The following is a 23,839-nucleotide window of genomic DNA, read 5'->3' as shown; positions in this document are numbered from 1 at the left end:
AGCGTTACGGTGGGACACGAGAACCTCCGAGTTCGTGAAGACGTCAGATATCTCCACTAAGCCCGGAGGTTCTCCCCATTCACAATGCCCAAACCCGAACCAACCTCATGGCCCGGTACACCTAGAGCTGCTCGGGCTTGAGCTGCACCCGGCACTGCGGCTCGCGGCGAGCCTGGTGCTCGTGGTCGTCGGGGTGGCCGTTCCGGCCCTGGCGTGGGTCAACTGGATGCGCGCTGAGCGGGCGCTCCGCAACGCCCAGCCGCTCCCCGCGTCGCTGCTCGGTCCGGTGATCGCCGCCGCCGTCACGATCACGGGAGCCCTCGTGCTGCTGTCAATCCTCTTCGCATGAGCGCCCTGTTCGATCCAGGCCTGCAGCCCGAGCGCACCGAGCTCGCCTGGCGGCGCACCGCGCTGGCGTTCGGCATCGGCTCGATCGTCGCGATGCGGCTGATCCCCGCCGTCTTCGGCAGCGCCTGGTGGGTTCTCCGCGGTGGCGGGGGGCTCGTTGCCTCGGGCTGGCTGTGGCTGTCGGCCCGGCGCCGCTACGGCATCGTCAACAGCATCCTCGCTCGGGAAGGCGATCGGGGTCGGATGCCGGGGGCCGGCCTTCTGCTCGCCTTGACCCACTGCGCCGTCGGCGCGGGGCTCCTCAGCCTCGCGGTGGTCGTGGTCGTCGCGCTGGGTCGCGGCTGATGAACGGAAGGGGGTCCCCGCGAGGGTGACCCCCGCGCCCAGATCCATCGGGTCACACGCTCACAGATCGGATTCTTGAGACGGCACATCCGCCGCACCGATAATCAAGCGATATGTCTGCGTGATGGTGCTGTGAGGCGACCGGAGGGGATCATCGACCGCAGACGCCCGTACGCGTTCCGCCACCGCGGAACCGGGGACTACCGCGCCTCAGACCGGCCCAACACCTGACTGGCCACCGCCCATAAGTGCCTCGCCGCGAGTAAACCCGTGAGAAAGAACGTGTCGCGATCGATAGCCTCGGGGACACCTGCGAAAGCTCGACTCCCGCGCAAACACAGGCGAGCCTGCCCTCGCACACCCGTGAAAGACCGGGGATATGAGTTCACCCCACCGTCACCGCCATAAATCCCAGATCAGAGGTTTTTTCGGTTTCCGTTCAATGGGAGTGAGTAAAGGCGTTGCGCGTCCCGTGCGGCGCTTTTCTCGCCTGACCGGGGATTTTGATACCCGCGTTGCGGCCATTCCGTGAGGAAGATTCGGGAAGGGTCGGATTGCTCGATTCTTCCTCGGCGAGGCGCGAGGGCCTGCATCCGGTGAGACGAAAGTCCCGGTCGAGCGAAATCCAAACGCGAACCGGCGGTGGGATTCTGCCCCACGGCACGGGTGGTCCCGCCAGACCGGGCGTCAGAATGAGGCGAGGTTGGCGTGCAGGTCGCCGGGCGCGAACTCCGTGCGCAGGATCCCGCGGCGGCGCAGGATCGGCACGATCTCATCCAGCGCGCGGTGCAGGGTGACGGGGTGCAGGTCGCCGGAGAAGATGAGTCCGTCGTTGTCTGCGTCGTCGCCGAGGGCCTGGATGAGGTCGGCGAGCTCTTCGGCGGTCCCGACGGTGCCGCTGATGCCGTCGCCGATGCGGCCGAGACGTGCCTTGCCGGCCAGGATCTCGCGGAAGGGCGCGTCGGCGAAGGAGTCGAAGCGACCGCGCAGGCCCTTGATGGTTCCCTGCGAGACGTGTTCGCCGAAGATCGCCGGGTCCAGCGGTCGGTCCAGATCGAGCGTGGTGAGATCGGTTTCGAGGTCGCTGGACCATGCCTCGGCGACCGCGAGGAGAGCCGCGTCATCGGGGTTCGCGGATGCTGCGACGATGCGGTCGGCTTCTTCCGCAGAGGACGCGACGATGGGTTTGAAGACGAACATCGTTTTGATCGCGCCCGGATCGCGGCCGTGTTCGAGGGCGTTGGCACGAACGCGTTCGCGGTAGGCGCGAACGGCCTCGACGTCGAGGTTGGACAGGGCGAGCTGGATGTCCGAGTTCTGCCCGGCGAATCGGATGCCGCGTGGCGAGCCTCCCGGCGAGGCGATGACCGGGTCTGAGGAGAGGGGCTCCGCGTTCAGCGGTCCGTCGAACGACCAGTATGCGCCGCGGTGCTCGACGGCCCGGATCTTCGTGCCGTCGGCGTAGATCTGCGTCTCGGGATCGGCGATCAGTGCCCCGTCATCCCAGCTGCGCCAGAGCAGTCGCAGTGCATCGAGCCACTCCTGCGCGCGATCGTAAGCCGCATCGTGCGAGAGGCGATCCTGTCCGAAGTGGTGTGCCGACCCGACATCCGTCACCACATTCAGCCCGAGGCGCCCACCGGATAGGTGTTGCAGGGAGGCGAACTGGCGGGCAGCCGTGTACGGATGCCAGGCGGCCGGGTTGGCGGTCGGGATGACGCCGAGGTGCTCGGTGGCCGCGCAGAGGTAGGGAGCGAGCGTCCACGGATCGTGCTTCGGGCCCCCGTAGGCCTTCCGCACCCGGAGGTCGAGCGTGGCGGGGCTGATACCGACAGAGAGGGCGTCTTCGATGAGCACGAAGTCGAAACCGGCCTGCTCGAGTGTGCGGGCGCCCTCCTGGTAGAGCCCCGGTCTGCGCCAGTCGTAGTTCCACTCGTAGTACGGGCGCGCCCATCCGTGAGGGCCGAAGCCGCGGGAGAGGAACCAGCCGAAGTGCTGCTGCTTGGTCATGCAATCCCTGCGCGCTCGAGGAGATCGGCAGCCTGCACCGCGGCCAGTGCGCGGTCGAGATCCGCGATGAGATCCTCGACGTCCTCCAGGCCGATCGAGACGCGCAGAAGTCCCTGCCCGATGCCCGCGGCGACGCGCTCGTCTTCGGTGCGGTTGACGTGCGTGGTCGAGGCGGGGTGCAGCACGAGCGAGCGGACGTCGCCGAGGTGGGTCATCCGGGTGAACAGCCGCACGGAATTCGTGAATGTCTTGGCGGCATCCCTCCCGCCGCGCAGTGTGAAGGCGAACACCGAGCCCTGCCCCCGCGGCAGGTACTGCTCGGCCAGTGCTCGATAAGGGCTGGATGCGAGTCCGCTGTAGTCGACGGACTCGACAGCGGGATGTGCCCCAAGCCACTCGGCGATGCGCTTCGCGGACTCGGAATGCCGCTGCACGCGAAGCGACAGCGTCTCGATGCCCTGGAGGAGCAGGAACGCGTTGACCGGGGACGGCGACGGCCCCTGCCGCAGCGCGACGACCGACCTCGCGTACGCCGAGAAGGCTGCGCGACCGAAGCGGTCGGCGAACGTGCGCCCGTCGGGTCCGCGGTCGTCCGAAAGGTGCGGGTAGCGGCCGTCGGTCTGCGCCCAGTCGATCCTGCCGGCGTCGACGATGACACCTCCGAGTACCGTGCCGTGGCCGGCCAGGAACTTGCTCGCGGAGTGCACCACCATGTCCGCACCATGCTCGATCGGCCGCAGGAGGTAGGGGGTGGCGAGGGTGTTGTCGACGATCAACGGGATGCCGTGGCGCCGGGCGACGGTGGCGACGGCGCGGATGTCGAGGATGTCGTTCTTCGGATTCGGGATCGACTCCGCGAACAGCACTCGTGTCTCAGGGCGGATGGCCGCCTCCCACGCGGCCGGGTCGTTCGCGTCACCGACGAAAGAGGTCGCGATGCCCAGTCGGGCGAAGTTGTCGCGGAAGAGCTCGCGAGATCCTTCGTAGATGCTGTTCGACGACACGATGTGGTCGCCTGCTCCGGCGAGGGCGAGCAGAGCCGTCGAGACCGCGGCCTGGCCGCTGCCGACCAGAAGCGCACCCGCGCCGCCCTCGAGGTCGGCGATGCGCCGCTCGACGGCCGCGCTCGTGGGATTACCCGCCCGTGAATAGCTGTAGCCGTCATCCGCCTGGGCGAACCGTTCGTTGGCCTGATCGAAGTCGTCGAACACGAACCCGGCGGTCAGGTAGATCGGTGTCGCGCGCGCGCCGTGGGAGGTGTCGGGCTCCGCGCCGGCGTGAATCTGCCGGGTTGCGAACCCGAGCCCGTCAACCGGCATCGACGTTCGCTCCCTCGTCGGCGGGCGAGTTGTCCGAGGCCTGGGAGTTGAGGACGGCGAGGTGCAACGCGTGCCAGATCTGAAGCGGCGGGATCGTACGGGCAACCATGTCGGGAGACTAGTGCGACCGTCCGCTGCGGCCCTGGCCGTGGCGTCACGCGAGGAAACAGCTCGTCACACGACGTCACACTGAGTCAGGCCTCGCGCGTGCTCACGTCGACGCTGGATCAGTGACGGCCGATCGCGCGCGAAAGGTGTCGGTGCTCGTTCTCGACCCATTTCGCGTGCACGGCGACGCGGGTGTCGATCTCGGCCACGGGGAACGAGATTCCGCGCGTGGGCAAAGACGCCCCCAGTTCGACGAGGAGCGGGCGCAGCGTGTGCTCGACGGCAAGGGCATGCGCATCGCTGGCTACTGTCATGAGCGGGATCGCGACGACATCTGCAAGCCCATTCGCCGGGTACCGATCCAGGAAGGCTTTGAGCAGGCCCGTGTAGCTCGCCTTGTAGGTCGGGCTGGCGACGATCACGAGATCTGCGTCGGCAGCTCTGGCGAGCAGGTGATCGACGCGTGCGGACGGGAACCGGAACAGCTCATCCGCGACGTCGGCGAGGTCGATCGTGTCCTCGACATGACCCCCGAGCTGGTCAGCCAACGAACGAGCGAGGTCCTCAGCGATAAGCCCCGTGCGCGAGTGCGCCTGCGGATTGCCGACGAGGGCGAGAATCGACACCATCATTACCTCCTAGTGTGTGAAGCCAGGGGAAGTGAAGCGCGAAAGGGATGAACGGTCGCATCAGCGACCGGTTTATGTCCTCTCGGGTCGTCGGATTGCGCTCTGTTTCACCACTCCACGACATGGTGCGCGGCGCTTCGGACACTCGATGTATGCCGTTGCTGATCACCCCGCACGAGCTCGTCTCCGAGCTCGAGGCGGGGCGCAGCGTGCGGCTGCTGGACGTGCGGTGGCGTCTGAACCTTCCGGAGGGAAGACCCGGCTACGTCTCGGGTCATCTCCCCGGCGCCGTCTATGTCGACCTGGAGCGAGAACTGGCCGACCCCGGCCATCCGGAGATCGGGCGGTACCCCTTGCCGCGTCACGCCGACCTCCAGAACTCCGCTCGGCGCTGGGGCATCCGAGACGGCGACCTCGTCGTCGCATACGACGACAACGACGCGGTGTCGGCGGCGCGGGCGTGGTGGCTCCTGCGCCACCGAGGGCTGGATGTGCGGGTCCTCGACGGGGGCATCCGCGCGTGGGTGGCCACCGGTCTCCCGGTCGAGCGGGAGTCAGTGGACCCTCTCCTCCACCCGGCCGATCGCGGTCGGGCCCACACCGTCTGCCGCTCTTCGCGGATGGTGCCATCGATGGCGCTTCTCGCCGGAGCGGCCGCGGTGTGCGTACTCGTGTTACGCGGGACTTGCGCGCCCGCGGGGAAGGAATCATCGTCGGGACAACAGATTGCCACCCGATCACGATGGATCTTCGATGAGCGTTGTCTCCCCGGTCACTCCCCGACCTGCTGCGGTGTCGGAGCCGGCCGTGTCCGATGAGGACTGTCCCGTCGGTCTGTCATTCCGCATCGACCGCACCCGGTTCGATGAGACCTACGTGCCGCCGAGCGGCACCCGATTGACGACCAACTACGCCAATCTGGCTCGCGGCGAGCGTCGTCAGGAGAATCTGCGCAATGTCCTCGAGATGATCGACGCGCGCTTCAACGACCTTGCCGACTGGGACAATCCCGACCGCGATCGGTACACCGTCGAACTGGAGATCATCTCGGTGGGCGTTTCGCTCGCGGCCGCCGGTGACGCGGCCCGGGAGGCCGCTTCGGACACCACAGCCTTCCCGCTCATCGAAATGCTCCAGACGACGATCGTCGACCGCACGCTCGGCCGGCGGATCCCGGGCGTCGTGGGGAACAACCTCTCGTCGTACGTCCGCGACTACGACTTCAGCATCCTCCTTCCCCGCGTGAGCGGGGGAACCGCGGAAGTGACCCTGCCCGAGGACTTCGGGCAGTTGCACGGTAACCTCTTCCGCGCTTTCCTGGCGTCGGACGCCTACGCCCACGCGTTCGACACCGCTCCCGTCGTGTGCCTGAGCGTGTCCAGCACGAAGACCTATCACCGGACCGATAACCACCACCCCATCCTCGGTGTGGAGTACCGGCAGGACGAGTACTCGTTCACCGATCGCTACTTCGCCAAGATGGGCTTGGGTGTGCGCTACTTCATGCCCCCCGGAGGTGCGGCCCCGCTCGCGTTCTATTTCCGCGGCGACCTGCTGAGCGACTACGGCATCCTTCCTCTCATCGCGACGGTGAGCACGATGGAGACGTTCCAGAAGATCTACCGTCCCGAGATCTACAACGCCAATGCCACCGCGGGCTCGCGATACCGTCCCAGGCTCGAGCACACCGACTACTCGATGACGCAGATCACCTACGACAGGGACGAGCGCGCGCGCCTCGCACTCGAGCAGGGACGCTTCATTGACGACGTGCTCATCACCCCGCACGGGGAGAGGCTGCAGCGGTGGTCGGAACGGCAGTCCGCTCATCGGGGCGATCCAGAGGAAAGACGATGACGAGACCATCCCAGACGAGGCTTCTTCCCACATCCACCGCGGGCAGCCTTCCGAAGCCGTCGTGGCTCGCGCAGTCCGAGACGCTGTGGTCGCCGTGGAAGCTGACCGGCGAAGAGCTCGCCGACGGCAAGCGCGATGCGCTCCGGCTGTCGCTCGTCGATCAGCTCGAGGCCGGCCTCGACATCGTGGGTGACGGCGAGCAGACGCGGCAGCATTTCGTCACCACCTTCATCGAGAATCTCCTCGGCGTGGATTTCGAGAACCGGGCTGTGGTGCGTATTCGCGATCGCTACGACGCAGCGGTCCCGCAGGTCGTCGGCACCGTGTCGCGCGCCGCGCCGGTGTTCGTCGATGATGCCCGGTTCCTCCGCGAGCACACGAACCGTCCCATCAAATGGGCTCTGCCCGGCCCGATGACGATGGTCGACACCCTTTTCGACGCGCACTACGGCAGCAGAGAGAAGCTTGCGTGGGAATTCGCCGGAATCCTGAACGAGGAGGCAAAGGACCTCGCGGCCGCAGGGGTCGACATCGTGCAATTCGACGAGCCCGCATTCACCGTCTTCCACGAGGAGGCCAACGACTGGGGGATAGCGGCACTGGAGCGCGCCGCCGAGGGTCTTTCGTGCGAGCGAGCCGTCCACATCTGTTACGGATACGGCATCGAGGCCAACACGAACTGGAAGAAGACCCTTGGCTCGGAGTGGCGCCAGTACGAGGCGACGCTGCCGATCCTGCAGCGGTCGAGTATCGACATCCTGTCGTTGGAACGGCATAACTCCCGGGTGCCGGTCGATCTGCTGGAACTGGCCCGCGGGAAAAAGCTCATGATCGGCGCGATCGACGTCGCGACCAGCACCATCGAAACACCCGACGAGGTTGCCGCGACCCTCCGGGCGGTGCTGCCCTTCGTCGACGCGGACAAGCTCTATCCCTCCACCAACTGCGGCATGGCACCGTTGGCATCCACGGTCGCACGGGGGAAGCTCGCTGCATTGTGCGCGGGGGCGGAGATCGTCCGGTCCGAGATCACGGATGCCGCGGGCACACCGTTGGCGTCATCCGGCGCCGTGCGCTCCGACAAATGACACCGCGTCTGAACACCGGCGCACATCCGTTCGACCGCGTCGCGCGGGATCGCCTCGACCGCCCCGAGAGCCGGAAGTGGAGCCTGCACCCGGGAGCGGTCGGCGCGTGGGTCGCGGAGATGGATTTCGGCGTCGCCCCGCCCGTTTCGCAGGCCCTTCACCGAGCCGTCGATGAGGGCATACTCGGGTATCTGTCACCGCCGCTGGCCGCGGAACTGGGCGACGCGACCGCGGAGTGGATGCGAGCGGAATACGCGTGGGACATCGACCCCGAGCGGGTCCACCCCGTCTCGGATGTGATGGCAGCGCTGGGCGTCGCGGTCACCGAATATGCGCCTGCAGGATCGGCCGTGATCGTACCGACGCCCGCCTACATGCCGTTCCTGACCTACCTGCCGACCATCGGTCATCCTGTTGTCGAGGTGCCGGGCGCTGTCGTCGACGGACGATGGCAGCACGACCTCGACCGGATCGACGCGGCCTTCGCCGCGGGGGCGCGCACCCTGGTGCTGTGCAATCCCCACAACCCGACCGGCACCGTCCTCACCCGCGCAGAGCTCGGCGCGCTGGCTGAGATCGTCGATCGCCACGGTGGGCGCGTGTTCGCCGATGAGATCCATGCCCCGCTGAGGTACGAAGGGGTGCCGCACGTCCCCTACGCGTCGCTATCCGACGCGACAGCAGCCCATACGATCACCGGCACCAGCGCATCGAAGGCATGGAACCTCGCCGGTTTGAAGACCGCCCAACTGATCACGTCCAACGACGCCGACCAGGCGGCCTACCGTCGATTCGGCTTCGCCGTGCAGCATGGCGCGGCGACGCTCGGTGTGGTGGCCGCAATCGCCGCGTACCGCGAAGGTCGACCGTGGCTGGAGGAGGTGGTGCGCTACCTCGACGAGGAGCGGCAGGACCTCCATGACCTGCTCGCGGAACACCTGCCCGGTGCCCGCTATCGAATGCCCGAAGCGACCTACATAGGCTGGATCGACACGTCGGCGCTGAGCCTTCCCGGTCCGCCCGCCGCGTTCTTCCGAGAGCACGCGGGCGTCGTCCTGACCGAGGGGGCTCTGCTCGGCAAGGGGTTCGAAGACTTCGTCCGGATCGTCTTCGCGACGCCGCGGCCGGTGCTCGCCGACGCGATCCGCGCGATGGGCGGCGCAGTCGGGAGAGGAGCGGTGGGATGACCGGGGCGGACGAGCGGTGGGGCTTTGAGACCCGTCAGATCCACGCGGGGGAGATCATCGACGCCGAGGCGTTCGCTCGCATCACCCCGGTGTACCAGACAGCGGGATACCTCTTCGAGGATTTCGACGACGGGGTGGAGCGCTTCGCAGGGCGAAGCGCCCGACGGGCTTACTCGCGCAACGACAACCCCACGAACCTCGTCGCTGCGCGGCGGCTCGCCGACCTCGAAGGCGGCGTCGACGGCATCCTCGTCGCCAGCGGTCAGGCGGCCATCGCTGCCGCGCTCTTCGCGGTCGCGTCCGCCGGAGACCACATCCTCACCAAGCGGAGCCTTTACGAGGGGACCCGGGAGATGTTCCGGGGGGCACTGCGCAGGCAGGGACTCGAGTTCGAAGCGGTGGATGCTCTCGCACCGACGTCGGAGTGGCTCGAACGGATCCGCCCGAACACGAAGGCGATCTACACCGAGTCCATTCCCAATCCGCTCGGCGACGTTGTCGACCTCGAAAAGCTGGCCGACGTGTCCGCCCGCGCCGGTGTGCCTCTCGTCGTGGACAACACCGTCGCCACTCCCTACCTGTGCCGACCCCTGGAGTGGGGCGCGGATGTGGTCATTCATTCCACGTCCAAATGGCTCGCCGGCCACGGTTCGGTCATCGGCGGTGCGATCGTCGACGGTGGCCGATTCGACTGGGAAGCCCAGGCCGATCGCGACCGGGTGAAGTCGTGCCTCGCGGACCCAAAGCCAGCTTTGTCCGATATCGAACGAAGCCATCTGAAAGAGACGCCGAGTGCGGCCAGCTCCAGGGTGGGTGAACGGCCACAGCGGACGGAGGCTTTGCCAGCGGACGTTCGCCGCGGATACAACTGATCGCGGCGCTGAGTCACGGCGGTATGCCCGACGCGTCCTGGTGCCGTCTGAACCGTCACGCGAAGAGGATGCCACTGACGACGGCGTAGATCATGACGAACACCACTACCCCTTCGATGCTGTGGAGGATGATCGAGAACCAGATCGTGCGGTAGCGCCGCGCGGCCCAGCTGAAGGGGAGGCTAGTCAGAAAGATCAGCGGCAGAGCCCAGATCTTGTGAAGGTGATAGGCCGTGAAGAGAGCATTGTTCGCCAGCCAATCCCACTTACCGAATACCCCTCGCATTTTGGGCAGCAGGACTCCGCGGAAGAGTAGTTCCTCGCCGAGCACGTAGTTGAAAGCGAAGCTCACGAGCGCGACGCCGAGAATCCACCACTGTCCCTCGAACTCCGGGCTTGCGAGCTGTCGCAGTTCGGTGCCTGCTGGGGCGATCCAACCCAGGCTGTCGAAGACGGGGGTGAGCAGGTCGCCGGTCAGGGTGAGCGCGGCAAACAGGGCGGTGATCGGCAGGATTGCCCACCATGAGCGGGGAGAGCGCAGCCCGGTTCGGGGATTCCTGGGTTGTTGGGCCCAGATCCGCGGTGCGACGACGGACCAGCGCAGAGTTCCTAGTTCGCGGTGGAGGATGACGACTGCCAGAACGAACTGCCACATCATTCCCGTCACCATGAGGAGCCAATAGAGCATCCCCGGGTTCAGGTCGGTGCCGTTCCTCAAAGATGGCCACACTATCCACGCAAGTGCTGCCATCGGGATAGTGGCAGCGGCCCAGATCCCCAGCGCCTGCTGCACCGTGTATTGGCAGTCGGAGTTGCTCGCAGTGGGCGGAGGAGGTGTTTCAGCGTGCGTCGTCACGGTGTCGTCGCTTCCTCGTCGTTCACGACCTCGGCGCTGCCGGCGACGACCTGCCAGCGGCCCCGGACGATCGCCCACGAACGGCGGTAGGTCATCGTCGCCTCCGCGAAGCGCCCGCGGTCGACAACGTGAACGCGCGACCGCGACACTGTGCTTCCCTTCCCTTTCTGCTGCTCCGTCGTTCGATGCGTTTCCTCGATCTGCAGGAACCTCAGTGCTCCGGACGCGTGTGCGTGCAGATCGGCTGCGCGATCGACCACTGAACCGTCGGGCAGGCGGAAGCGCAGATCCTCGGCAAGCAGAGCGCGGAGGGCGTCGACATCGCTCGTGCGCATCGCTTCCAGCAGCGCATCCTCGGTTTCGTCGAGGCTGCGCCCGGTGACGTCTCGCGCGGGTGCGATGAGGAGGCGCCGTCGGAGAGCGAGCATCCCCGCCGCCGCGCCCACCCACGCCGCCCAGCCGAGAGCCTTGTACGCCCAGAACGCTGGATCGGGAAGTTGCGTCGCGGGTGTGACGAAGGCGGTCGACGCGAAGACGAGGACGGAATTGACCAGTGCATGGCCCCATGCAGCCGGCCACACGCTCCCGGAAAGCTCGCGCCCGGCGCCGAGGACGAGCGAGGCCACCAAGAGGTCGACCGTCGTTCCGAGCACGGTTCGCCAAGACAGGTCCCCCTGAGCGCCGTATGCGACGAGCAGTGGGAGATGCCAGGCCGCCCAGACGGCACCGACAGCGAGGGCGGTCCACCAGAACCCACGATTCCCTCGGACGCGGGTCCAGAGGAATCCCCGCCAGCCGAACTCCTCACCTGTTGCGGAGAGGAAGGCGAGCAGCGCCACGGGGAGAACAAGCAAAGCGGTTTCGCCGAGGGCGGGATCGGGTGACCACGAGACGACGCCCACCGCGACGCCCACAACGATCTGCGCCGCGGCGACAACGAGGATGGCGGCCGTGGTGAGCCCGATGACAATCCAGGTGCGTGCCCCGCCGAAGGGTGAGGCGCGCCACAAGCTTCGTAGGGCTCGGCTGCCGCGCACGGGTCTGACCGCAAGAATGACCGCAAGTGCGGGAATCCACTGCGCAAGAGGCGTGGCAACCCCCAGGTAGTCGGCATCGACGCCGAGCAGCGCCGGGAGGCACAGCAGCAGGACAGCGCTGAAGGTGATGGTGAGGAACGTGCGCGCTTGTCGTGAGCGGGTCACTCGCGGGCTCACCCTCGCGCGTCCCGGGAGGTTCGGGCTGCCGCGAGGTCTCGCGCCGCGACCAGTGGAGTGTCCTTCCATCGGACCGCGACGGCGATGACCCCTGCGAGGAGTGCGAGCTCGATGCCGCTGGCAACGAGGTAGTAGCTCCACTCGCCGATCGCAGCGCCGATGATCGTGAGGGCGAACACTGCCGCGACCACGATTTGCATCAACCGATTGACCGTGCGCGGGATCAGTACCGACGCGGCGATCATCAGTGAGGGCACTGCGACGTACAGAACGATGCCCAACATGAAGGCTTCGTTGATGGTGAATACGAAAGCGCGTCCTGCCTCGATCTGCTCTCGGAGGTCAGCGCGGTAGAACGCGAAGATGTCGACGAACGCGACGAGGAACATGACGCTCGTCCAGAGCGCGGCGAGCCGGACTCTCGGGTCGAGCGGCCGGAACGGGGAAGAAGGATCGACGATCATGCGGGCTCCCAGCGATAAAACTTACACATGTAAGACTTGCCGCCCGATCCTACTCTTACGACCGTAAGTTACGCAAAGATGTCACAGTGAGCCGACGAGGGACCCTGACAAGGGAACGCGTGATCGCCGCGGCGGCTGCCGTCGCCGACCGGTCCGGTCTCGCTGGTGTCTCGATGCGCAGCGTGGGCGGCGAGCTCGGAGTCGAGGGCATGTCGCTCTATCACCACGTATCGAGCAAAGACGCTCTCCTCGACGCGCTCGCCGAATGGGCCATCGCCAAGATCGATCTTCCTCCGCCAGATGCGCCATGGCGAGAGGCAATGGAAACGCGCGCTCGATCCGCCCGCGCCGTATTCGTCGCACACCCGTGGTCGATCGCGATGATCGAATCACGGCCTGCGCCGAGCGCGGCCCTGCTGACTCATCACGACAGGGTCCTCGGATGGCTCTTCGCCGCCGGCTTCACCGCTCCACTGGCGACGCTCGCTTTTTCAACCGTGGACGCCTTCGTTTACGGCTTTGCGCTCAGTGAGACCAATCTCCCGTTCCAGCCCAACCCGGGCGCAGAAGCTGACTTCGCGGCAACCGTCTCACCCGACCCGGGCGCCTACCCGAACCTCTCACGTTCGCTGACCGAACTGCTGAACAGCGGCGACTACACCTATCCGAGCGAATTCGACAACGGCCTCACCCTCATCCTCGACGCCATCCAGGCTCAGCTCGACGCCACCCGAGTCGCATAGGACCGCCGGAGGGAGTGTCGCCGCGGCGTTCGCGGGGTGAACCGGTGACGGGGATAACGACCCACCCGTCTCCCGCGTCTGTGCTGGACTGGTGTCAGGGTGCGCGGGTGGAGGCGCCGGGCAGAGAGGCTTTGGGCCGAAGGTGTTTCGACGATCGCACCGCGCTGTCTGGCTTGGATTCGCGACGTCAACCCCGACCACTTCAGATACCTTCTCGGTCCGCAGGACCAGGTGATCTATCACGGCCTGGAAGCTGGGGTCTTCCCCTGGGAGGTCGGCCGGTACGCGACGTTCCCCGGCATGATCGGCACATCCAAAATGATGATTGCCGTCGGTGTCATCAACGCGACCGATCCCGATCAGGCTGCGCTTGACGCGCACGATCTCGCGCGGATCAAGGACGTTCGTGGCCCCGCGAGATAACTTCTCCTCTGACGTGGCTCGCGCCATCGCCGCCGGCACCTCCGAGTCTCTGCGCCCACACGCCACGCTCGATGACGTCATCGGGGTCGCTCTGAGCCATCCCGGGCGCGTGCCTCGAGCCGAGGTCGAGGAGGGCCTGGCCTGGGCCGGCCAGGCATCAGACTGGAAGGAGCTGCGCCCCCTCTACCAACCGCGGTACCGAGGTCACTGGATGTCGAACGCTGTCGAGATCCTCTCGTCGGCGATGGCCATCTTCTCCTTGTGCGGAGGAAACGTGGAGCCCGCGATCGTGAACAGCGTCAATATGGGGCGCGATACGGACTGCCGCGCCTACATCGCAGGCGGATGGTCGGCCGGTCTTCGAGGAATCGAGGACCTGCCCGCGCGATGGCTCGACACGGTCACTGAGCAGGGCATAGCCGACAAATACACCGTCTCTAAGCGCACACCCCTTGAGAGCGCTCGGGGCTTGTATGAAGCAGTGATCGCGAGTGTGCAAGATTCACGACAGCGGATTCAGGACCTCGGCCCTCACGGGCCTTCAACTTCTTTTGGAACCGCCGAGAAAGAATCCGTTGCAATTTGACCCACCGGGCACATCAGCGAAACCTAGCGATCCGCAGAAACACGGGCCTGGACGATCCTGTACACCCGCGAAAGACCGTGGGCTATGAGTTCAAATCCCACCGTCACCGCCATCGTCGAAGCCCCGCGAACCCATTTGAACACTGGGATCGCCGGGCTTTCGCTTTTCCGCATCGGTGCTCGCAGTGGAATCCGCGAGTAGCAGACAAGGGGGAGCGATAGCCCCGATCACGGATCGATCCAGCGACGCAAGTGTCGCTGGATCGCGTCGGAGACCTCGCCCGGCGCCTCGAGTGGAACGAAGTGGCCCGAAGCGACCGGGCGCAGCTCGACGTCGGTGAACCAGGCCCCGAGCTCATCCGCCCAGTCCAGCGGAAACAACGGGTCGCTCTCCTGCCACAGCATCGTCGTCGGTGTGTCGATCACGTGCGTGCCCATGTACCCGACGTTGTCGCCGATACCGGGATAGCCGGGCGTGAGAACCGCTCCGACGAATCTCCCCGGGCTCCGCTCGGAGCATGGCCTGTGCGACCCGACTTCCGATGTCGTAGCCGACCGCGATGAGGGGAACCCCCTCAGGTAGCGCGGCGAGAAGGCGCGACGCGTGGGCGTCCGCGGAGGCCGCTTTTGGCTCTATCCGCCCAGCGTATGCGTCTCCGAACCCGGCGAGAGCGGGCACCGCACAGCGAACACCGGTGAGCCGCGCGACGACGTCGTCGTAATCGGAAGGAAGCCCCGGCCAGCCGTGGAGGAGGACGACGAGTGGCTCGCTCACGGTTGCAGGCGTTCGACGGTCCACTCGGTCCCGTCGCCCGCGCGCGTGAACACGAGCCGGTCATGCAGGCGCGAAGTGCGGCCCTGCCAGAACTCGATACGGCGGGGACGCAGGCGGTAGCCGCCCCACCGCCCCGGTCGGGGCACATCGCGCCCCTCGGGGTACTCCACCTCGACCTCCGCCACCCGTGCCTCGAGCTCGGCGCGCGACCCGATGGGCTGCGACTGATGGCTCGCCGTCCCCGCCACCCGAGAGCCTTGCGGTCGTGAGGCCCAGTACGCATCGGACTCGGCATCCTCGACCGGCGAAACCTCGCCGGTGACGCTCACCTGCCTGTGCAGCGTGTACCAGGGAAAGAGAAGGGTCGCGACGGGATGCGCGGCGAGGGCCCGCCCCTTCCGTGAGGACCGATCGGTGTAGAAAACGAACCCGTCGGCGTCGATGGCGCGCAGGAGCACGGTGCGACTCGAGGGTGCGCCGTCCGCATCGACAGTGCCGAGCACCATCGCGTTGGGTTCGTAGACGCCGCGGTCCGCCGCCTCCGCGAGCCACGATGAGAACTGTGCGATCGGGTCGTGCGCGACATCCGATTCATCCAGGCTCTTGTTGCCGTAGTCGGTGTGTCGAGCGAGCGGATCGGTCACAGCACCGACGGTAACCGATCACGCAGTACCGGCGGCGCCCTTTGGCGCCATGAGCCGTGGCGCCAGCGCCGGTTTCTGTCTGCGTCCGCGAAGCCCGCGTCCGATGACGGGCGGTGCCGCTGAGCGCCGATCCCACGGATGGCTGCTATCGGACGCCGCCCGGGACCAGCTCTCGATCGAGGTGCCCCGCCCCCTCGGACAGTGGTTCGGGGACGGCGTGAAGGCCGGTCGGCTGATTGGCGGTGTACGCGAGCGGTGATCCGCAAGGGGAGGTCACACTGCCGTCACGCCCGGCCGGCCGCCGTCTCGGGCGGATCGGGGATCGGCACCACGGCGATAGGCACCCCGGGCCCGATGAAGAGAAGCGCCTCTCGCCGTTCACCCTCCCCGTCGTTGACCGTCAGCCACCCCCCGTGGTCGGCGACCGCCTGGGTGATCTCACGGGTGAGATCTTCCGGCGTCCGGCCGCCGACGCTGAAGAGCTGGCCGCCGTAGATGATGTCGATGCGTTTCATCAGATCACCCCCACCTCGTCGAGGCGAAGCTGGTCGCTCTGCGGTTCGGGGACGATGTAGAGCCCGGTCGGCGAGTTGGCCGTGTAGGCCAAAGCCTCGATCCACGCCCGGTTCACGGCCGGACGGCGGCTGCCGTAGAACTTGTAGACGATGGAGCACCGCGGGTGCACCCACACGGTCGTCCGGCCGTCGCCGATGCTGCTGTCGTCTTTCCAGGTGAAGTTGAACGCCTCGCCACGGCGCAGTTTCGCGGCGATCACCATCTGCAGGTGAAGCAGTAGACGGTCTTCGAAATCGACCTTCACGAGGCCGTCGTAGATGAACTTTCCCACCGGGCACCTCCTTCTCTCGGTGTTCGTGGGCAGGGGCGATGTCCACTCTCACCGTGCGCGGCGCACCGGCGCGCAGGCAACAGCCTTGACCGCGCCGTGCCCGCGGTGATAGCGGGCGCGCGCGGTCAAAAGTCGTCCTCCCCGAAGACCCCGTCCTCCTCGTGCAGAAGATCCGGCCACTCCGCGGCTCCAGGTTGGAGACGGTTGGCACGTCGCTCGAGTTCTTGGACGAGCTCCGGCTCCTCGATCTCCTCCACCGCTTCCGCGACCGGCGTCGAATACAGCTGGCTCGCGGGACCGATCAGGAAGTGCGCCCAGCCGCGCGCCCCGCCCTCTTCCAGGACGGGGATCGACACCACATCCGAAGAATGGGTCTCCGCCAGCGCGCGCGCGTAGCGCAGCAATGCCGTGCTCACATCGTCGGGTGTCAGAACGTAGGTGCCCGCATAGTGCAGTCGTCGCATGTCGCCTTCTCCTCAGAGACGGGTGGCGCCGGGCAGCCCCGGCACCACCCGTTCACGGCTGACGTCAGCCCGCGAGATGCTCGCGGGATGCGGCGGCCTGATCCTTCACTTCCGACGTGGCCGCGGCGGTCTGCTCCTTGACGGCCTCGACCGACTCGGCCGCCGAATCCTTCACTGCGGCGGCAGCCTCCTTGGCAGGCTCCTTCAGGTGCGCGCCGGCCTCCTTCGCCACATCGGTCACCTCGTCAACGAGCGGCTGCGCCTTGTCCTTCACGGTGTCGGCGAGCTCCTTCTCCTTCGCCGACGCGGGAACGAGGGAGGCGACGAGCAGCCCTGCGGCGAAGGCCATCAGACCCACGGCCAGCGGGTTGCCCTCGGCCTTCGCCGCAACCCGATGGGTCGCGGAGCCGACCGCGTCGCCGGCGCCGGACAAGGTGGAGCCCGCGTCATCCGCAGCTCCCATGATGCGATCACGGACCGAGCCGACCGCATCCTTCACCGCGGTCGTGCGCCGCTCCATGATCTTCGCCGGCGACACCTTGTCGGCCAGCGCGTCGACGTCGCCGCCGAGCTCCCGGCGGGTGCGCTCGATGTCGGCACGGATCGCTTCCGGTGAATCACTCATCGGTTCTCCTCATTCCTCTTCAACGTTTCGGGGATCTCCTTGAGGGTCTCCACGGTCTGCGGAGCCCCCTGCACTTTCTTCATCTCGGTGCGTCCGACCGAGAAGAGGATCAGGGCGATGACCGCCCAGATCACAGCCACGATGACGGCAGCCCAGCCGCCGCCGATGAGGAGGGACAGCGCCCACCACAGTGCGACGGACAGGAAGAAGATCGCCATCATGGCGGCGTACGCGGCGCCGCCGAGTTCACCGGCGCCCTTGGCGGTCTTGCCGGCAGATTCCTTCAGCTCGGCCTTGGCGAGAGCCACCTCCTGGCGCATCAGCGTCGAAAGGTCTCTCGTCACCTCGCCCAGCAGGTCGCCGAGCGAGGTCGTGGCGGCCTTCTGTTCAGACGGAGTAGGGACGCTCATCGCCGCCCTCCCTGATCGGCGCCGCGGCGCCGGCTGTCGACTGCGCGTAGATCGGTGTCTGCTCCGCGACCAGGACGTCTTCCTCCGCGCCACCGATCGGCGACGTCTCGAAGGTCGCGTCGGAGACCGGCGCCGCCGTCGGCGCGGCCGCGCCCGAGGCATCCGCCTTCTTCGCGTCGGCGGCGTTCGTCGCGAGGGCCCTGGTGAGCCGACCGACGACGACCCCGGCGATCGCGGCGCTCAGGATGAACACCGCGGGGCGACGCCGGGCGAAGCGCTTGACCTCGTTCAGCACGTCGGCCGGCTCGCGGCCATCGAGCCATGCGGCGGCGCTGGAGACCCGGCTGGACACCTGGCGCACCAGATCGCTGGCCAGAGAATCGGACGCCGCGCCGTCGGCCATGCTCTCGAGGTCGCCGCCGACCGTGCGAAGGCCGCCGGCGATACGCTGCTGCTGCGTACGGGCCTGCTCCTTCATCTCCTGCTGCGACTGGGCGAGCAGATCCTTGGCCTGGTACTTCGCCTCGTGGGCGACGGAGGAGACCTCGCTCCTGGCGGTGTCGACGACACCCTTGGCCTGGTCGCCTGCGGTGTGCGCCAGATCGGATGCCTCGTGCTTGGCCGTATCGACGGTGCCCGCTGAGCCCATCGACCCGCCACTGGTCGGTCCCGACACACTCGTGTCGTCGTAGTTCGACATAGCTCTTCCTTTCCGACCCGCTCGATCCGAACGGGGTGACCGCCATTCCTACGCGGGCGGATCGGAACGCAGATCCCCCTTGCCAAATCGAACGCCGATCGCTAGCCGTACGCGCGAGAGAAGAGGTGCGAGGCGGGCCGGAGAATACGACGGCGCGGCCGAACCCGCAACCCCGGAGACGGGTGTGGACTCCGCTCATTACCGTCGCGGGCATGACATCCCCGACCGATGACCGACCGAATCGCGCCGACGACCGCCGCGACCCACGGCCCACCGAAGCGCGGCCCGGGAACCCCGCGCACCTCCGCGAAGACGTGCTCGCTCGCGAACGCGAGCGCTTCGGGGGGATGAAGTTCGGATCGGCATTCTTCGGCTGGCTCACCGCGACCGGCACCGCAGTGCTGTTGACGGCGCTCGTCGCCTCGATCGCCGGCGCGGTCGGGCTGCAGACCGGCACCATCGACGACGCGGCGGACGACGCTGCGGCAAATCCCGTCGTCACCACGGTGGTCGGGGCCGTGGTCATCGGGCTGGTGCTGTTGATCGCCTACTTCGCCGGCGGGTACGTCGCGGGGCGGATGGCGCGGTTCAGTGGAGCGAAGCAGGGCATCGCCGTCTGGATCTGGGCGATCGTGGTGGCCGTCGTGGTGGCGATCATCACCGCGATCGCCGGCAGCCAGTGGGACGTCCTGGCGGCTCTCGACAGTTTCCCGCGCATCCCCGTCACACCCGAGACGGCCACGCTCACCGGCATCCTCACCGCCATCGGCGCCGCGCTCGTCGCGCTCATCGGCGCTGTCCTCGGCGGGATGGCCGGGATGCGCTTCCATCGCCGGGTCGACCGCGTCGGACTCGCCGCGAGCACGTCCGCCGCGCCGTAGGCGGCGGACCGACACCGCCACACGGAATGGCGCACATCGGGACGTCGGGGTGGAGCTACGACCATTGGAACGGCGTGCTCTACCCGCCGGGACTCGCCTCGCGCCACAGGCTGGCGCACTACGTCGCTGCGTTCGACACCGTCGAGGTCAACGCCACGTTCTACCACTGGGCGCGCGACACGACCTTCGCCGGCTGGCGCGAGCGGACCCCGCAGGGATTCCAGATGGCGGTGAAGGCTCCCCGGGGGCTCACGCACGCGCGGAAGCTGTTTCAGCCCGAGGTGTGGCTCGAGCGGATGGCCCGCGGCCTCCACGCCCTCGCCGACCGGCGTGGTCCGCTTCTGGTGCAGCTGCCGCCCGATCTCGAACGGGATGACGAGCGACTCGACTGGTTTCTCGCTCGCACTCCGACGTGGATGAGGCCGGTGGTGGAGTTCCGCCACCCGTCGTGGCATCATGACGAGGTCTTCGCCATGCTCGAGCGCCGAGGTGCGGCCTACTGCGTCATGAGCGGGGCCCGGCTGGAGTGCATCCTCCGTGCCACCGCGCCCCTGGTGTACGTGCGGCTGCACGGCCCCGACACAGGCGCCCTGTACGCGGGGTCGTACTCCGACGCCGACCTGTCGTGGTGGGCTGACCGGATCCGCGAGTGGGAAGCGCACGGCCGAGACGTGTACGCCTACTTCAACAACGACGGCGCCGGCCACGCGGTGCGCAATGCTCGAACGCTCCGGTCATTCCTCGCCTGAACCGCCCGATCGCGCAGCCTCCGTGCGCAGACGCCTGCCCTCCTCGACATCCTGGCGCTCCTTCTCGGCGGCCTTGTCGCTCTTGCGGGTGTCGCGCGGCGGCAACTGGATGTCCTCCTCGGCGGCGATGCCGCCCTGCAGCTGACGACCGCGCTCGAGTTCCGCGTCGAATTCGGCGCCGAACAGCAGGGCGAGGTTCGCGATCCACAGCCACAGCAGGAAGACGATGACCCCGGCCAGCGACCCATAGGTGCGGTCGTAATTGGAGAAGTTCGCGACGTAGAAGACGAAGCCGGCCGTGGCGAGCACCAGCACCACGATCGCGAGCAGAGCACCGAGGCTCAGCCACCGGAACTTCGGCTGCTTGGCGTTGGGGGTGGCGTAGTAGAGGATTGCCACCATCAGCACCACGATGACGGCCAGCACCGGCCACTTCGCGATCGACCACACCGTCTGGACGACCTCGCCGAGGCCGAGGGCCTCACCCACCGCCTCGGTGACCGGCCCCGAGACGACCAGGATGACCACGCACACCAGGATCAGCGCGATACCGATCACGGTGATGAGGAGCTGGCTGGGCTTGAGCTTCCAGATCGGGCGCCCCTCCTCGATCTCGTAGATGCGGTTCATCGCCCGGCTGAACGCCCCGACGTAGCCGGAGGCCGACCAGATGGCCAGGAGAAGACCCGTGATCAGCGCGAACCCCGCGGCCGGTGATCCGGCGAGCTGCTCGATCGGCCCGCGGAGCGCGTCGGCCGTGTCGCCGGGGGCGACCTGGTCGACGATCTCGAGCACCGTGCTCGCCGCGGCATCCCCCTGCCCGATCACACCGAGGAGCGAGAAGATCGCCACCAGGCCGGGGAAGATCGACAGCACCGCGTAGTAGGTGAGGGCGGCGGCGATGTCGGTGCACTGATCCGATGAGAACTCCCGCGCGGTCTTTCCGAAGACGTACTTCCACGAGCGCTTGGTCAGGTCATCGGGCGAGTCGGGTTTGCCCGGAGCTTCGGGGTCCGGCGCGCCCGCGTTCGTTCGATCGTGTTGGGCGGTGTCGCTGGTCATGAGATTCTCCCCGGCTCGTGGCTGTCGTGAGTGCAGCATTGTGGGCAGAGGCGCCCGGAACGCGGACGGGACTTGATTTCGCCCGAGCGGAGGACTAAAGCGTCCGTTCCGATCGCAGGGCGGATGCCGCGATGCCGGCGTCTAGCCCTCTCGACGGCGGCTGGCAAGGCCCGTGACCGAGATCACCTCGGGTGCGCACGATGAGAGGGTGAGCACACTGACGCGCCTCCGGGGCAAAACCGTCGTCGTGACCGGGGCGACGACCGGTGTGGGACGCGGAGTCGCGTGGGAGGCGGCGATGGCCGGTGCCAACGTCGTCGCCGCAGCTCGACGACGGAAGGAGCTGGACGACGTGGTGGCGCGCATCGCGGCGGGGGGTGGCGTCGCGATCGCCGTGCCGACCGATGTGAGCGATGCCGCTGCCGTCGACCGCCTCGCGTCCGACGCTGTCGCGCGGTTCGGGCGCATCGATGTGTGGATCAACAATGCCGGAATCGGCGCTATAGGGCCGTTCTGGGACGTACCGGTCGTCGACCATGCACGCGTGATCGAGGTCAACCTCACGGGTGTGATCGCCGGCGCGCACGCCGCGCTCCGGCAGTTCCGCACGCAGGAGGACGGCGGGGTGCTGATCAACGTCGGCTCTGTGGAGAGCAGCGTGCCGTTGGCGTATCAGGCCTCGTATGCGGCGTCGAAGGCCGGGATCACCGGCCTCGGGCGCACGCTGCGTCAGGAGCTGCGGTTGTCGGGGGAGGACCGCCGCATCCGCATCAGCACGATCCTCCCGTGGGCACTGGACACCCCCTTCTGGAACCGTGCCGGCAACCGAACCGGTCACTCGCTGCGCATGGCCGCGATGAGCAGCCCGCGACCGGTCGTGGATGCGATCGTCCGCTCCTGCACCCACCCCCGCCCGTGGCGCCCGGTGGGCGCCAAAGCGCGGTTGGCCCTGTCCGCCGCCCGCGTCGCCCCGGATGTGGTCGATCGGTTGTCGGCGAGGATCGCGGGCATCGAGGCGCGCCTCGGAGCCCCGACACCGCACACGCCGGGGGCGATCCATGAGTCGACGGGCGTGGACGCGACCGTCACCGGCGGGGTCCGCGCTCGAATGCGGCGGGAGGACGCGTCCTCGCCGCGCCGTCTCCTCGGCCGGTGAGAGGAGTCGTCATGCACACGCGATGCCAGTTCTCGATCGCGGCGCTCTGCCTCATCCTCCTGCTCGCGGGGTGCGGCCAGCCGTTGATGCCGGCCGACCCCGACGGCACGCTCGTCGACGTCCGAGGCGGCGTGCTGCACGCTGGGGTCACCCCCAACGGCGACCTGATGGATGTGTCGGGAGACGCGCCGCGCGGTGACGAGGCCGACGCGATTCGTGCCTTCGCCCAGTCGCTCGACGCCGATGTGGATTGGACAGTAGGAGCGGAGGAAACGCTCGTACGCGGCCTCGAAGACGGCACCCTCGATCTGGTGGCCGGGGGCATCACCGACAAGACACCGTGGACCGACAAGGCCGGCGTCACACGCGCCTATCGCGAGGTGGTCGACGACCAGGGGCGCACGCACATGCTCGCCATGCTCGTGCCCCTCGGCGAGAACGCCTTCCTCTCCGAGCTCGAGCGCTTCCTCTCCGCGTACGTCGAACGGGGCGACCGATGACCGGTCAGACGGTGCGATTCGGGCACACCGAGCTGCCCGAGCACCAGCGCGAGGTGCTGCGCAGAGCGATCCGGTTGGAGTGGATCTCCATCGCTTTCCTCGCCGTATCGGTGACGCTGGTGGGGCTCGTCCTCGGCAACTCCCAGGCGATGAAGGCCGCGTGGATCGAAGACCTCCTGTCGTTCCTGCCTCCGCTCGCGTTCCTCGTCGCGGTGCGGGTGAGCCGGGCGCTCCCGACCCCGAAGCATCCCTACGGCCAGCATCGCTCGGTGGGCATCGGGCACCTCGTGGCCGCGGTGGCGCTCATGACGATGGGCACCTACCTCCTCGTCGACTCGGCGATCGGCCTGATCCTCCTCGAGCACCCGACGATCGGGACGGTCGAGATCTTCGGGGCGACGATCTGGCTCGGCTGGCTCATGATCGGGGTGATGGCGCTCATCGCCCTTCCGCCGGTCTTCATAGGCCGCGCGAAGATGACGCTGGCCCAGGAACTGCACGACAAGGTGCTGTATGCCGATGCCGACATGAACAAAGCCGACTGGATGACCGCGGTCGGCTCGATCGTAGGGGTCACCGGCATCGGTCTCGGCGTCTGGTGGCTGGACGGAGCGGCCGCCATGTTCATCGCAGGCAGCATCCTTTGGGACGGGCTGCGGAACACCGGCGCGGCGGTCACCGATCTGATGGATGCCCGCGCCACGACCTTCGACGACACGGCGCCGCATCCGGTGGCGATCGCGGTCGATGACTACCTCCGAACCCTTCGCTGGGTGGATGACGCGGCCAGCCGCGTCCGCGACGAGGGTCATGTGTTCCACATCGAGGCCTTCGTCGTTCCGCGAAAGGGGCGGATGCCTTCGCTCGACACGCTGGAGGACGCGCGCACGGCGTGCATCGGCCTCGACTGGAAGGTGCAGGACATCGTGGTGGTGCCGGTGCGGGAACTCCCCGACGTCGTCGACCACCGCGGGTGAC

Annotated in this window: 30 protein-coding genes; 15 read left to right on the top strand and 15 right to left on the bottom strand. The window is 67.5% G+C overall.

From position 1 onward, the window contains the following. The first annotated feature begins 181 nt into the window (after positions 1-181). Positions 182-349, top strand: coding sequence for a YidH family protein (locus MA875_RS08410; protein ID WP_248241673.1), 168 nt, complete (start codon positions 182-184; stop codon positions 347-349). Further along, a complete protein-coding gene (locus MA875_RS08405) occupies positions 346-693 on the top strand; it encodes a DUF202 domain-containing protein (protein ID WP_248241672.1) in 348 nt (115 codons plus the stop codon). The genes MA875_RS08410 and MA875_RS08405 overlap by 4 nt, the downstream gene beginning before the upstream one ends. Positions 694-1,380: 687 nt before the next feature. On the opposite strand, the gene MA875_RS08400 is transcribed toward MA875_RS08405, so the two are convergent. From MA875_RS08400 to MA875_RS08390, 3 genes are all read right to left on the bottom strand, one after another. After that, on the bottom strand, positions 1,381-2,703 hold the full coding sequence (locus MA875_RS08400) for an LLM class flavin-dependent oxidoreductase (RefSeq protein WP_248241671.1): 1,323 nt from the start codon (positions 2,701-2,703) through the stop codon (positions 1,381-1,383). Continuing rightward, complete coding sequence (locus MA875_RS08395) at positions 2,700-4,022, bottom strand: O-acetylhomoserine aminocarboxypropyltransferase/cysteine synthase family protein (protein WP_248241670.1); 1,323 nt, start codon at positions 4,020-4,022, stop codon at positions 2,700-2,702. Before MA875_RS08395 ends, MA875_RS08400 begins: the two co-directional genes overlap by 4 nt. 227 nt (positions 4,023-4,249) lie before the next feature. Continuing rightward, positions 4,250-4,759 (bottom strand): NADPH-dependent FMN reductase, encoded by a 510-nt coding sequence (locus tag MA875_RS08390; protein WP_248241669.1) that lies wholly within the window; start codon positions 4,757-4,759, stop codon positions 4,250-4,252. Positions 4,760-4,911: 152 nt separating this feature from the next. Here MA875_RS08390 and MA875_RS08385 point away from each other — a divergent pair, with 152 nt between their 5' ends. From MA875_RS08385 to MA875_RS08365, 5 genes are read left to right on the top strand one after another with little or no spacing between them, the layout of a single operon-like run. Beyond that, entirely contained in the window at positions 4,912-5,577 is a 666-nt protein-coding gene (locus MA875_RS08385; protein WP_248241668.1) for a sulfurtransferase, read from the top strand. Beyond that, the gene (locus MA875_RS08380; protein WP_248241667.1) at positions 5,513-6,616 is read left to right on the top strand and encodes a putative oxygenase MesX; all 1,104 of its coding nucleotides are present in this window, start codon (positions 5,513-5,515) and stop codon (positions 6,614-6,616) included. Before MA875_RS08385 ends, MA875_RS08380 begins: the two co-directional genes overlap by 65 nt. Then, entirely contained in the window at positions 6,613-7,704 is a 1,092-nt protein-coding gene (locus MA875_RS08375; RefSeq protein ID WP_248241666.1) for a methionine synthase, read from the top strand. The genes MA875_RS08380 and MA875_RS08375 overlap by 4 nt, the downstream gene beginning before the upstream one ends. Then, on the top strand, positions 7,701-8,891 hold the full coding sequence (locus tag MA875_RS08370; protein WP_248241665.1) for a MalY/PatB family protein: 1,191 nt from the start codon (positions 7,701-7,703) through the stop codon (positions 8,889-8,891). Before MA875_RS08375 ends, MA875_RS08370 begins: the two co-directional genes overlap by 4 nt. After that, positions 8,888-9,763, top strand: a complete 876-nt coding sequence (locus MA875_RS08365; RefSeq protein ID WP_248241664.1) for an aminotransferase class I/II-fold pyridoxal phosphate-dependent enzyme — start codon at positions 8,888-8,890, stop codon at positions 9,761-9,763. The genes MA875_RS08370 and MA875_RS08365 overlap by 4 nt, the downstream gene beginning before the upstream one ends. Positions 9,764-9,818: 55 nt before the next feature. Here the strand turns inward: MA875_RS08365 and MA875_RS08360 are convergent, their stop codons facing one another. The 3 genes from MA875_RS08360 to MA875_RS08350 are packed head-to-tail and all read right to left on the bottom strand — an operon-like array spanning position 9,819 to position 12,297. Continuing rightward, entirely contained in the window at positions 9,819-10,619 is an 801-nt protein-coding gene (locus MA875_RS08360) for a CPBP family intramembrane glutamic endopeptidase (RefSeq protein WP_248241663.1), read from the bottom strand. Next, complete coding sequence (locus MA875_RS08355) at positions 10,616-11,821, bottom strand: CPBP family glutamic-type intramembrane protease (RefSeq protein ID WP_248241662.1); 1,206 nt, start codon at positions 11,819-11,821, stop codon at positions 10,616-10,618. The genes MA875_RS08360 and MA875_RS08355 overlap by 4 nt, the downstream gene beginning before the upstream one ends. An 8-nt stretch (positions 11,822-11,829) precedes the next feature. Continuing rightward, positions 11,830-12,297, bottom strand: a complete 468-nt coding sequence (locus MA875_RS08350) for a DUF6326 family protein (RefSeq protein ID WP_195692604.1) — start codon at positions 12,295-12,297, stop codon at positions 11,830-11,832. A 119-nt stretch (positions 12,298-12,416) separates the two neighbouring features. Here MA875_RS08350 and MA875_RS08345 point away from each other — a divergent pair, with 119 nt between their 5' ends. The 3 genes from MA875_RS08345 (at position 12,417) to MA875_RS08335 (ending at position 14,049) form a co-directional block, all read left to right on the top strand. Next, positions 12,417-13,040 (top strand): TetR/AcrR family transcriptional regulator C-terminal domain-containing protein, encoded by a 624-nt coding sequence (locus tag MA875_RS08345; protein ID WP_248241661.1) that lies wholly within the window; start codon positions 12,417-12,419, stop codon positions 13,038-13,040. Positions 13,041-13,139: 99 nt separating this feature from the next. Continuing rightward, on the top strand, positions 13,140-13,463 hold the full coding sequence (locus MA875_RS08340; protein ID WP_248241660.1) for a hypothetical protein: 324 nt from the start codon (positions 13,140-13,142) through the stop codon (positions 13,461-13,463). A gap of 13 nt (positions 13,464-13,476) precedes the next feature. Further along, positions 13,477-14,049, top strand: coding sequence for an ADP-ribosylglycohydrolase family protein (locus MA875_RS08335; RefSeq protein ID WP_248241659.1), 573 nt, complete (start codon positions 13,477-13,479; stop codon positions 14,047-14,049). A 227-nt stretch (positions 14,050-14,276) separates the two neighbouring features. Here the strand turns inward: MA875_RS08335 and MA875_RS08330 are convergent, their stop codons facing one another. The 8 genes from MA875_RS08330 to MA875_RS08295 form a co-directional block, all read right to left on the bottom strand. Next, positions 14,277-14,486, bottom strand: a complete 210-nt coding sequence (locus tag MA875_RS08330; RefSeq protein ID WP_248241658.1) for an alpha/beta fold hydrolase — start codon at positions 14,484-14,486, stop codon at positions 14,277-14,279. A gap of 333 nt (positions 14,487-14,819) precedes the next feature. Then, positions 14,820-15,467, bottom strand: coding sequence for a pyridoxamine 5'-phosphate oxidase (pdxH, locus tag MA875_RS08325; RefSeq protein ID WP_248241657.1), 648 nt, complete (start codon positions 15,465-15,467; stop codon positions 14,820-14,822). Between the two features lie 284 nt (positions 15,468-15,751). Beyond that, positions 15,752-15,982: a hypothetical protein gene (locus tag MA875_RS08320; RefSeq protein ID WP_248241656.1), complete on the bottom strand. Its 231-nt coding sequence runs from the start codon at positions 15,980-15,982 to the stop codon at positions 15,752-15,754. Next, entirely contained in the window at positions 15,982-16,314 is a 333-nt protein-coding gene (locus MA875_RS08315) for a DUF7882 family protein (protein WP_248241655.1), read from the bottom strand. Before MA875_RS08315 ends, MA875_RS08320 begins: the two co-directional genes overlap by 1 nt. Before the next feature lie 125 nt (positions 16,315-16,439). After that, positions 16,440-16,778 carry a hypothetical protein gene (locus MA875_RS08310; protein ID WP_248241654.1) on the bottom strand — a complete coding sequence of 113 codons (339 nt, stop codon included), beginning with the start codon at positions 16,776-16,778 and terminating at the stop codon, positions 16,440-16,442. A 64-nt stretch (positions 16,779-16,842) separates the two neighbouring features. After that, positions 16,843-17,403 carry a DUF3618 domain-containing protein gene (locus MA875_RS08305; RefSeq protein ID WP_248241653.1) on the bottom strand — a complete coding sequence of 187 codons (561 nt, stop codon included), beginning with the start codon at positions 17,401-17,403 and terminating at the stop codon, positions 16,843-16,845. Continuing rightward, entirely contained in the window at positions 17,400-17,813 is a 414-nt protein-coding gene (locus MA875_RS08300) for a phage holin family protein (protein WP_248241652.1), read from the bottom strand. The genes MA875_RS08305 and MA875_RS08300 overlap by 4 nt, the downstream gene beginning before the upstream one ends. Then, positions 17,791-18,513, bottom strand: a complete 723-nt coding sequence (locus MA875_RS08295) for a hypothetical protein (RefSeq protein ID WP_248241651.1) — start codon at positions 18,511-18,513, stop codon at positions 17,791-17,793. The genes MA875_RS08300 and MA875_RS08295 overlap by 23 nt, the downstream gene beginning before the upstream one ends. Before the next feature lie 212 nt (positions 18,514-18,725). On the opposite strand from MA875_RS08295, the gene MA875_RS08290 reads away from it, so the two are divergent. Then, on the top strand, positions 18,726-19,394 hold the full coding sequence (locus MA875_RS08290; RefSeq protein WP_248241650.1) for a hypothetical protein: 669 nt from the start codon (positions 18,726-18,728) through the stop codon (positions 19,392-19,394). Between the two features lie 26 nt (positions 19,395-19,420). Beyond that, a complete protein-coding gene (locus MA875_RS08285; RefSeq protein WP_248241649.1) occupies positions 19,421-20,143 on the top strand; it encodes a DUF72 domain-containing protein in 723 nt (240 codons plus the stop codon). Here the strand turns inward: MA875_RS08285 and MA875_RS08280 are convergent. Further along, entirely contained in the window at positions 20,129-21,205 is a 1,077-nt protein-coding gene (locus MA875_RS08280; RefSeq protein ID WP_248241648.1) for a YihY/virulence factor BrkB family protein, read from the bottom strand. The genes MA875_RS08285 and MA875_RS08280 overlap by 15 nt on opposite strands. Before the next feature lie 208 nt (positions 21,206-21,413). Between MA875_RS08280 and MA875_RS08275 the strand changes: the two genes are divergently transcribed. Genes MA875_RS08275 through MA875_RS08265 form a run of 3 tightly spaced genes read left to right on the top strand, consistent with a single transcriptional unit; the run spans position 21,414 to position 23,838 of the window. Continuing rightward, the gene (locus tag MA875_RS08275) at positions 21,414-22,361 is read left to right on the top strand and encodes an SDR family NAD(P)-dependent oxidoreductase (protein WP_248241647.1); all 948 of its coding nucleotides are present in this window, start codon (positions 21,414-21,416) and stop codon (positions 22,359-22,361) included. An 11-nt stretch (positions 22,362-22,372) separates the two neighbouring features. Continuing rightward, entirely contained in the window at positions 22,373-22,861 is a 489-nt protein-coding gene (locus MA875_RS08270) for a type 2 periplasmic-binding domain-containing protein (RefSeq protein WP_248241646.1), read from the top strand. Further along, positions 22,858-23,838 carry a cation efflux transmembrane domain-containing protein gene (locus MA875_RS08265; RefSeq protein WP_248241645.1) on the top strand — a complete coding sequence of 327 codons (981 nt, stop codon included), beginning with the start codon at positions 22,858-22,860 and terminating at the stop codon, positions 23,836-23,838. The genes MA875_RS08270 and MA875_RS08265 overlap by 4 nt, the downstream gene beginning before the upstream one ends. Position 23,839: the final 1 nt, after the last annotated feature.

The sequence above is a fragment of the Microbacterium kunmingense genome (assembly GCF_023155745.1).
In the GTDB taxonomy this organism is placed as follows: Bacteria; Actinomycetota; Actinomycetes; order Actinomycetales; family Microbacteriaceae; genus Microbacterium; species Microbacterium kunmingense.
This window is presented reverse-complemented; position numbering and strand designations above follow the sequence as displayed.

Bases quoted from the DNA above. Each gene is read 5' to 3' on its own strand.
- MA875_RS08305 (WP_248241653.1), bottom strand. From the start codon at position 17,403: ATGAGTGATTCACCGGAAGCGATCCGTGCCGACATCGAGCGCACCCGC.
- MA875_RS08280 (WP_248241648.1), bottom strand. From the start codon at position 21,205: ATGACCAGCGACACCGCCCAACACGATCGAACGAACGCGGGCGCGCCG.
- MA875_RS08395 (WP_248241670.1), bottom strand. From the start codon at position 4,022: ATGCCGGTTGACGGGCTCGGGTTCGCAACCCGGCAGATTCACGCCGGC.
- MA875_RS08405 (WP_248241672.1), top strand. From the start codon at position 346: ATGAGCGCCCTGTTCGATCCAGGCCTGCAGCCCGAGCGCACCGAGCTC.
- MA875_RS08400 (WP_248241671.1), bottom strand. From the start codon at position 2,703: ATGACCAAGCAGCAGCACTTCGGCTGGTTCCTCTCCCGCGGCTTCGGC.
- MA875_RS08285 (WP_248241649.1), top strand. From the start codon at position 19,421: ATGGCGCACATCGGGACGTCGGGGTGGAGCTACGACCATTGGAACGGC.
- MA875_RS08390 (WP_248241669.1), bottom strand. From the start codon at position 4,759: ATGGTGTCGATTCTCGCCCTCGTCGGCAATCCGCAGGCGCACTCGCGC.
- MA875_RS08290 (WP_248241650.1), top strand. From the start codon at position 18,726: ATGACATCCCCGACCGATGACCGACCGAATCGCGCCGACGACCGCCGC.
- MA875_RS08365 (WP_248241664.1), top strand. From the start codon at position 8,888: ATGACCGGGGCGGACGAGCGGTGGGGCTTTGAGACCCGTCAGATCCAC.
- MA875_RS08265 (WP_248241645.1), top strand. From the start codon at position 22,858: ATGACCGGTCAGACGGTGCGATTCGGGCACACCGAGCTGCCCGAGCAC.
- MA875_RS08375 (WP_248241666.1), top strand. From the start codon at position 6,613: ATGACGAGACCATCCCAGACGAGGCTTCTTCCCACATCCACCGCGGGC.
- MA875_RS08270 (WP_248241646.1), top strand. From the start codon at position 22,373: ATGCACACGCGATGCCAGTTCTCGATCGCGGCGCTCTGCCTCATCCTC.
- MA875_RS08385 (WP_248241668.1), top strand. From the start codon at position 4,912: ATGCCGTTGCTGATCACCCCGCACGAGCTCGTCTCCGAGCTCGAGGCG.
- MA875_RS08370 (WP_248241665.1), top strand. From the start codon at position 7,701: ATGACACCGCGTCTGAACACCGGCGCACATCCGTTCGACCGCGTCGCG.
- MA875_RS08310 (WP_248241654.1), bottom strand. From the start codon at position 16,778: ATGCGACGACTGCACTATGCGGGCACCTACGTTCTGACACCCGACGAT.
- MA875_RS08300 (WP_248241652.1), bottom strand. From the start codon at position 17,813: ATGAGCGTCCCTACTCCGTCTGAACAGAAGGCCGCCACGACCTCGCTC.
- MA875_RS08320 (WP_248241656.1), bottom strand. From the start codon at position 15,982: ATGAAACGCATCGACATCATCTACGGCGGCCAGCTCTTCAGCGTCGGC.
- MA875_RS08380 (WP_248241667.1), top strand. From the start codon at position 5,513: ATGAGCGTTGTCTCCCCGGTCACTCCCCGACCTGCTGCGGTGTCGGAG.
- MA875_RS08295 (WP_248241651.1), bottom strand. From the start codon at position 18,513: ATGTCGAACTACGACGACACGAGTGTGTCGGGACCGACCAGTGGCGGG.
- MA875_RS08350 (WP_195692604.1), bottom strand. From the start codon at position 12,297: ATGATCGTCGATCCTTCTTCCCCGTTCCGGCCGCTCGACCCGAGAGTC.
- MA875_RS08330 (WP_248241658.1), bottom strand. From the start codon at position 14,486: ATGGGCACGCACGTGATCGACACACCGACGACGATGCTGTGGCAGGAG.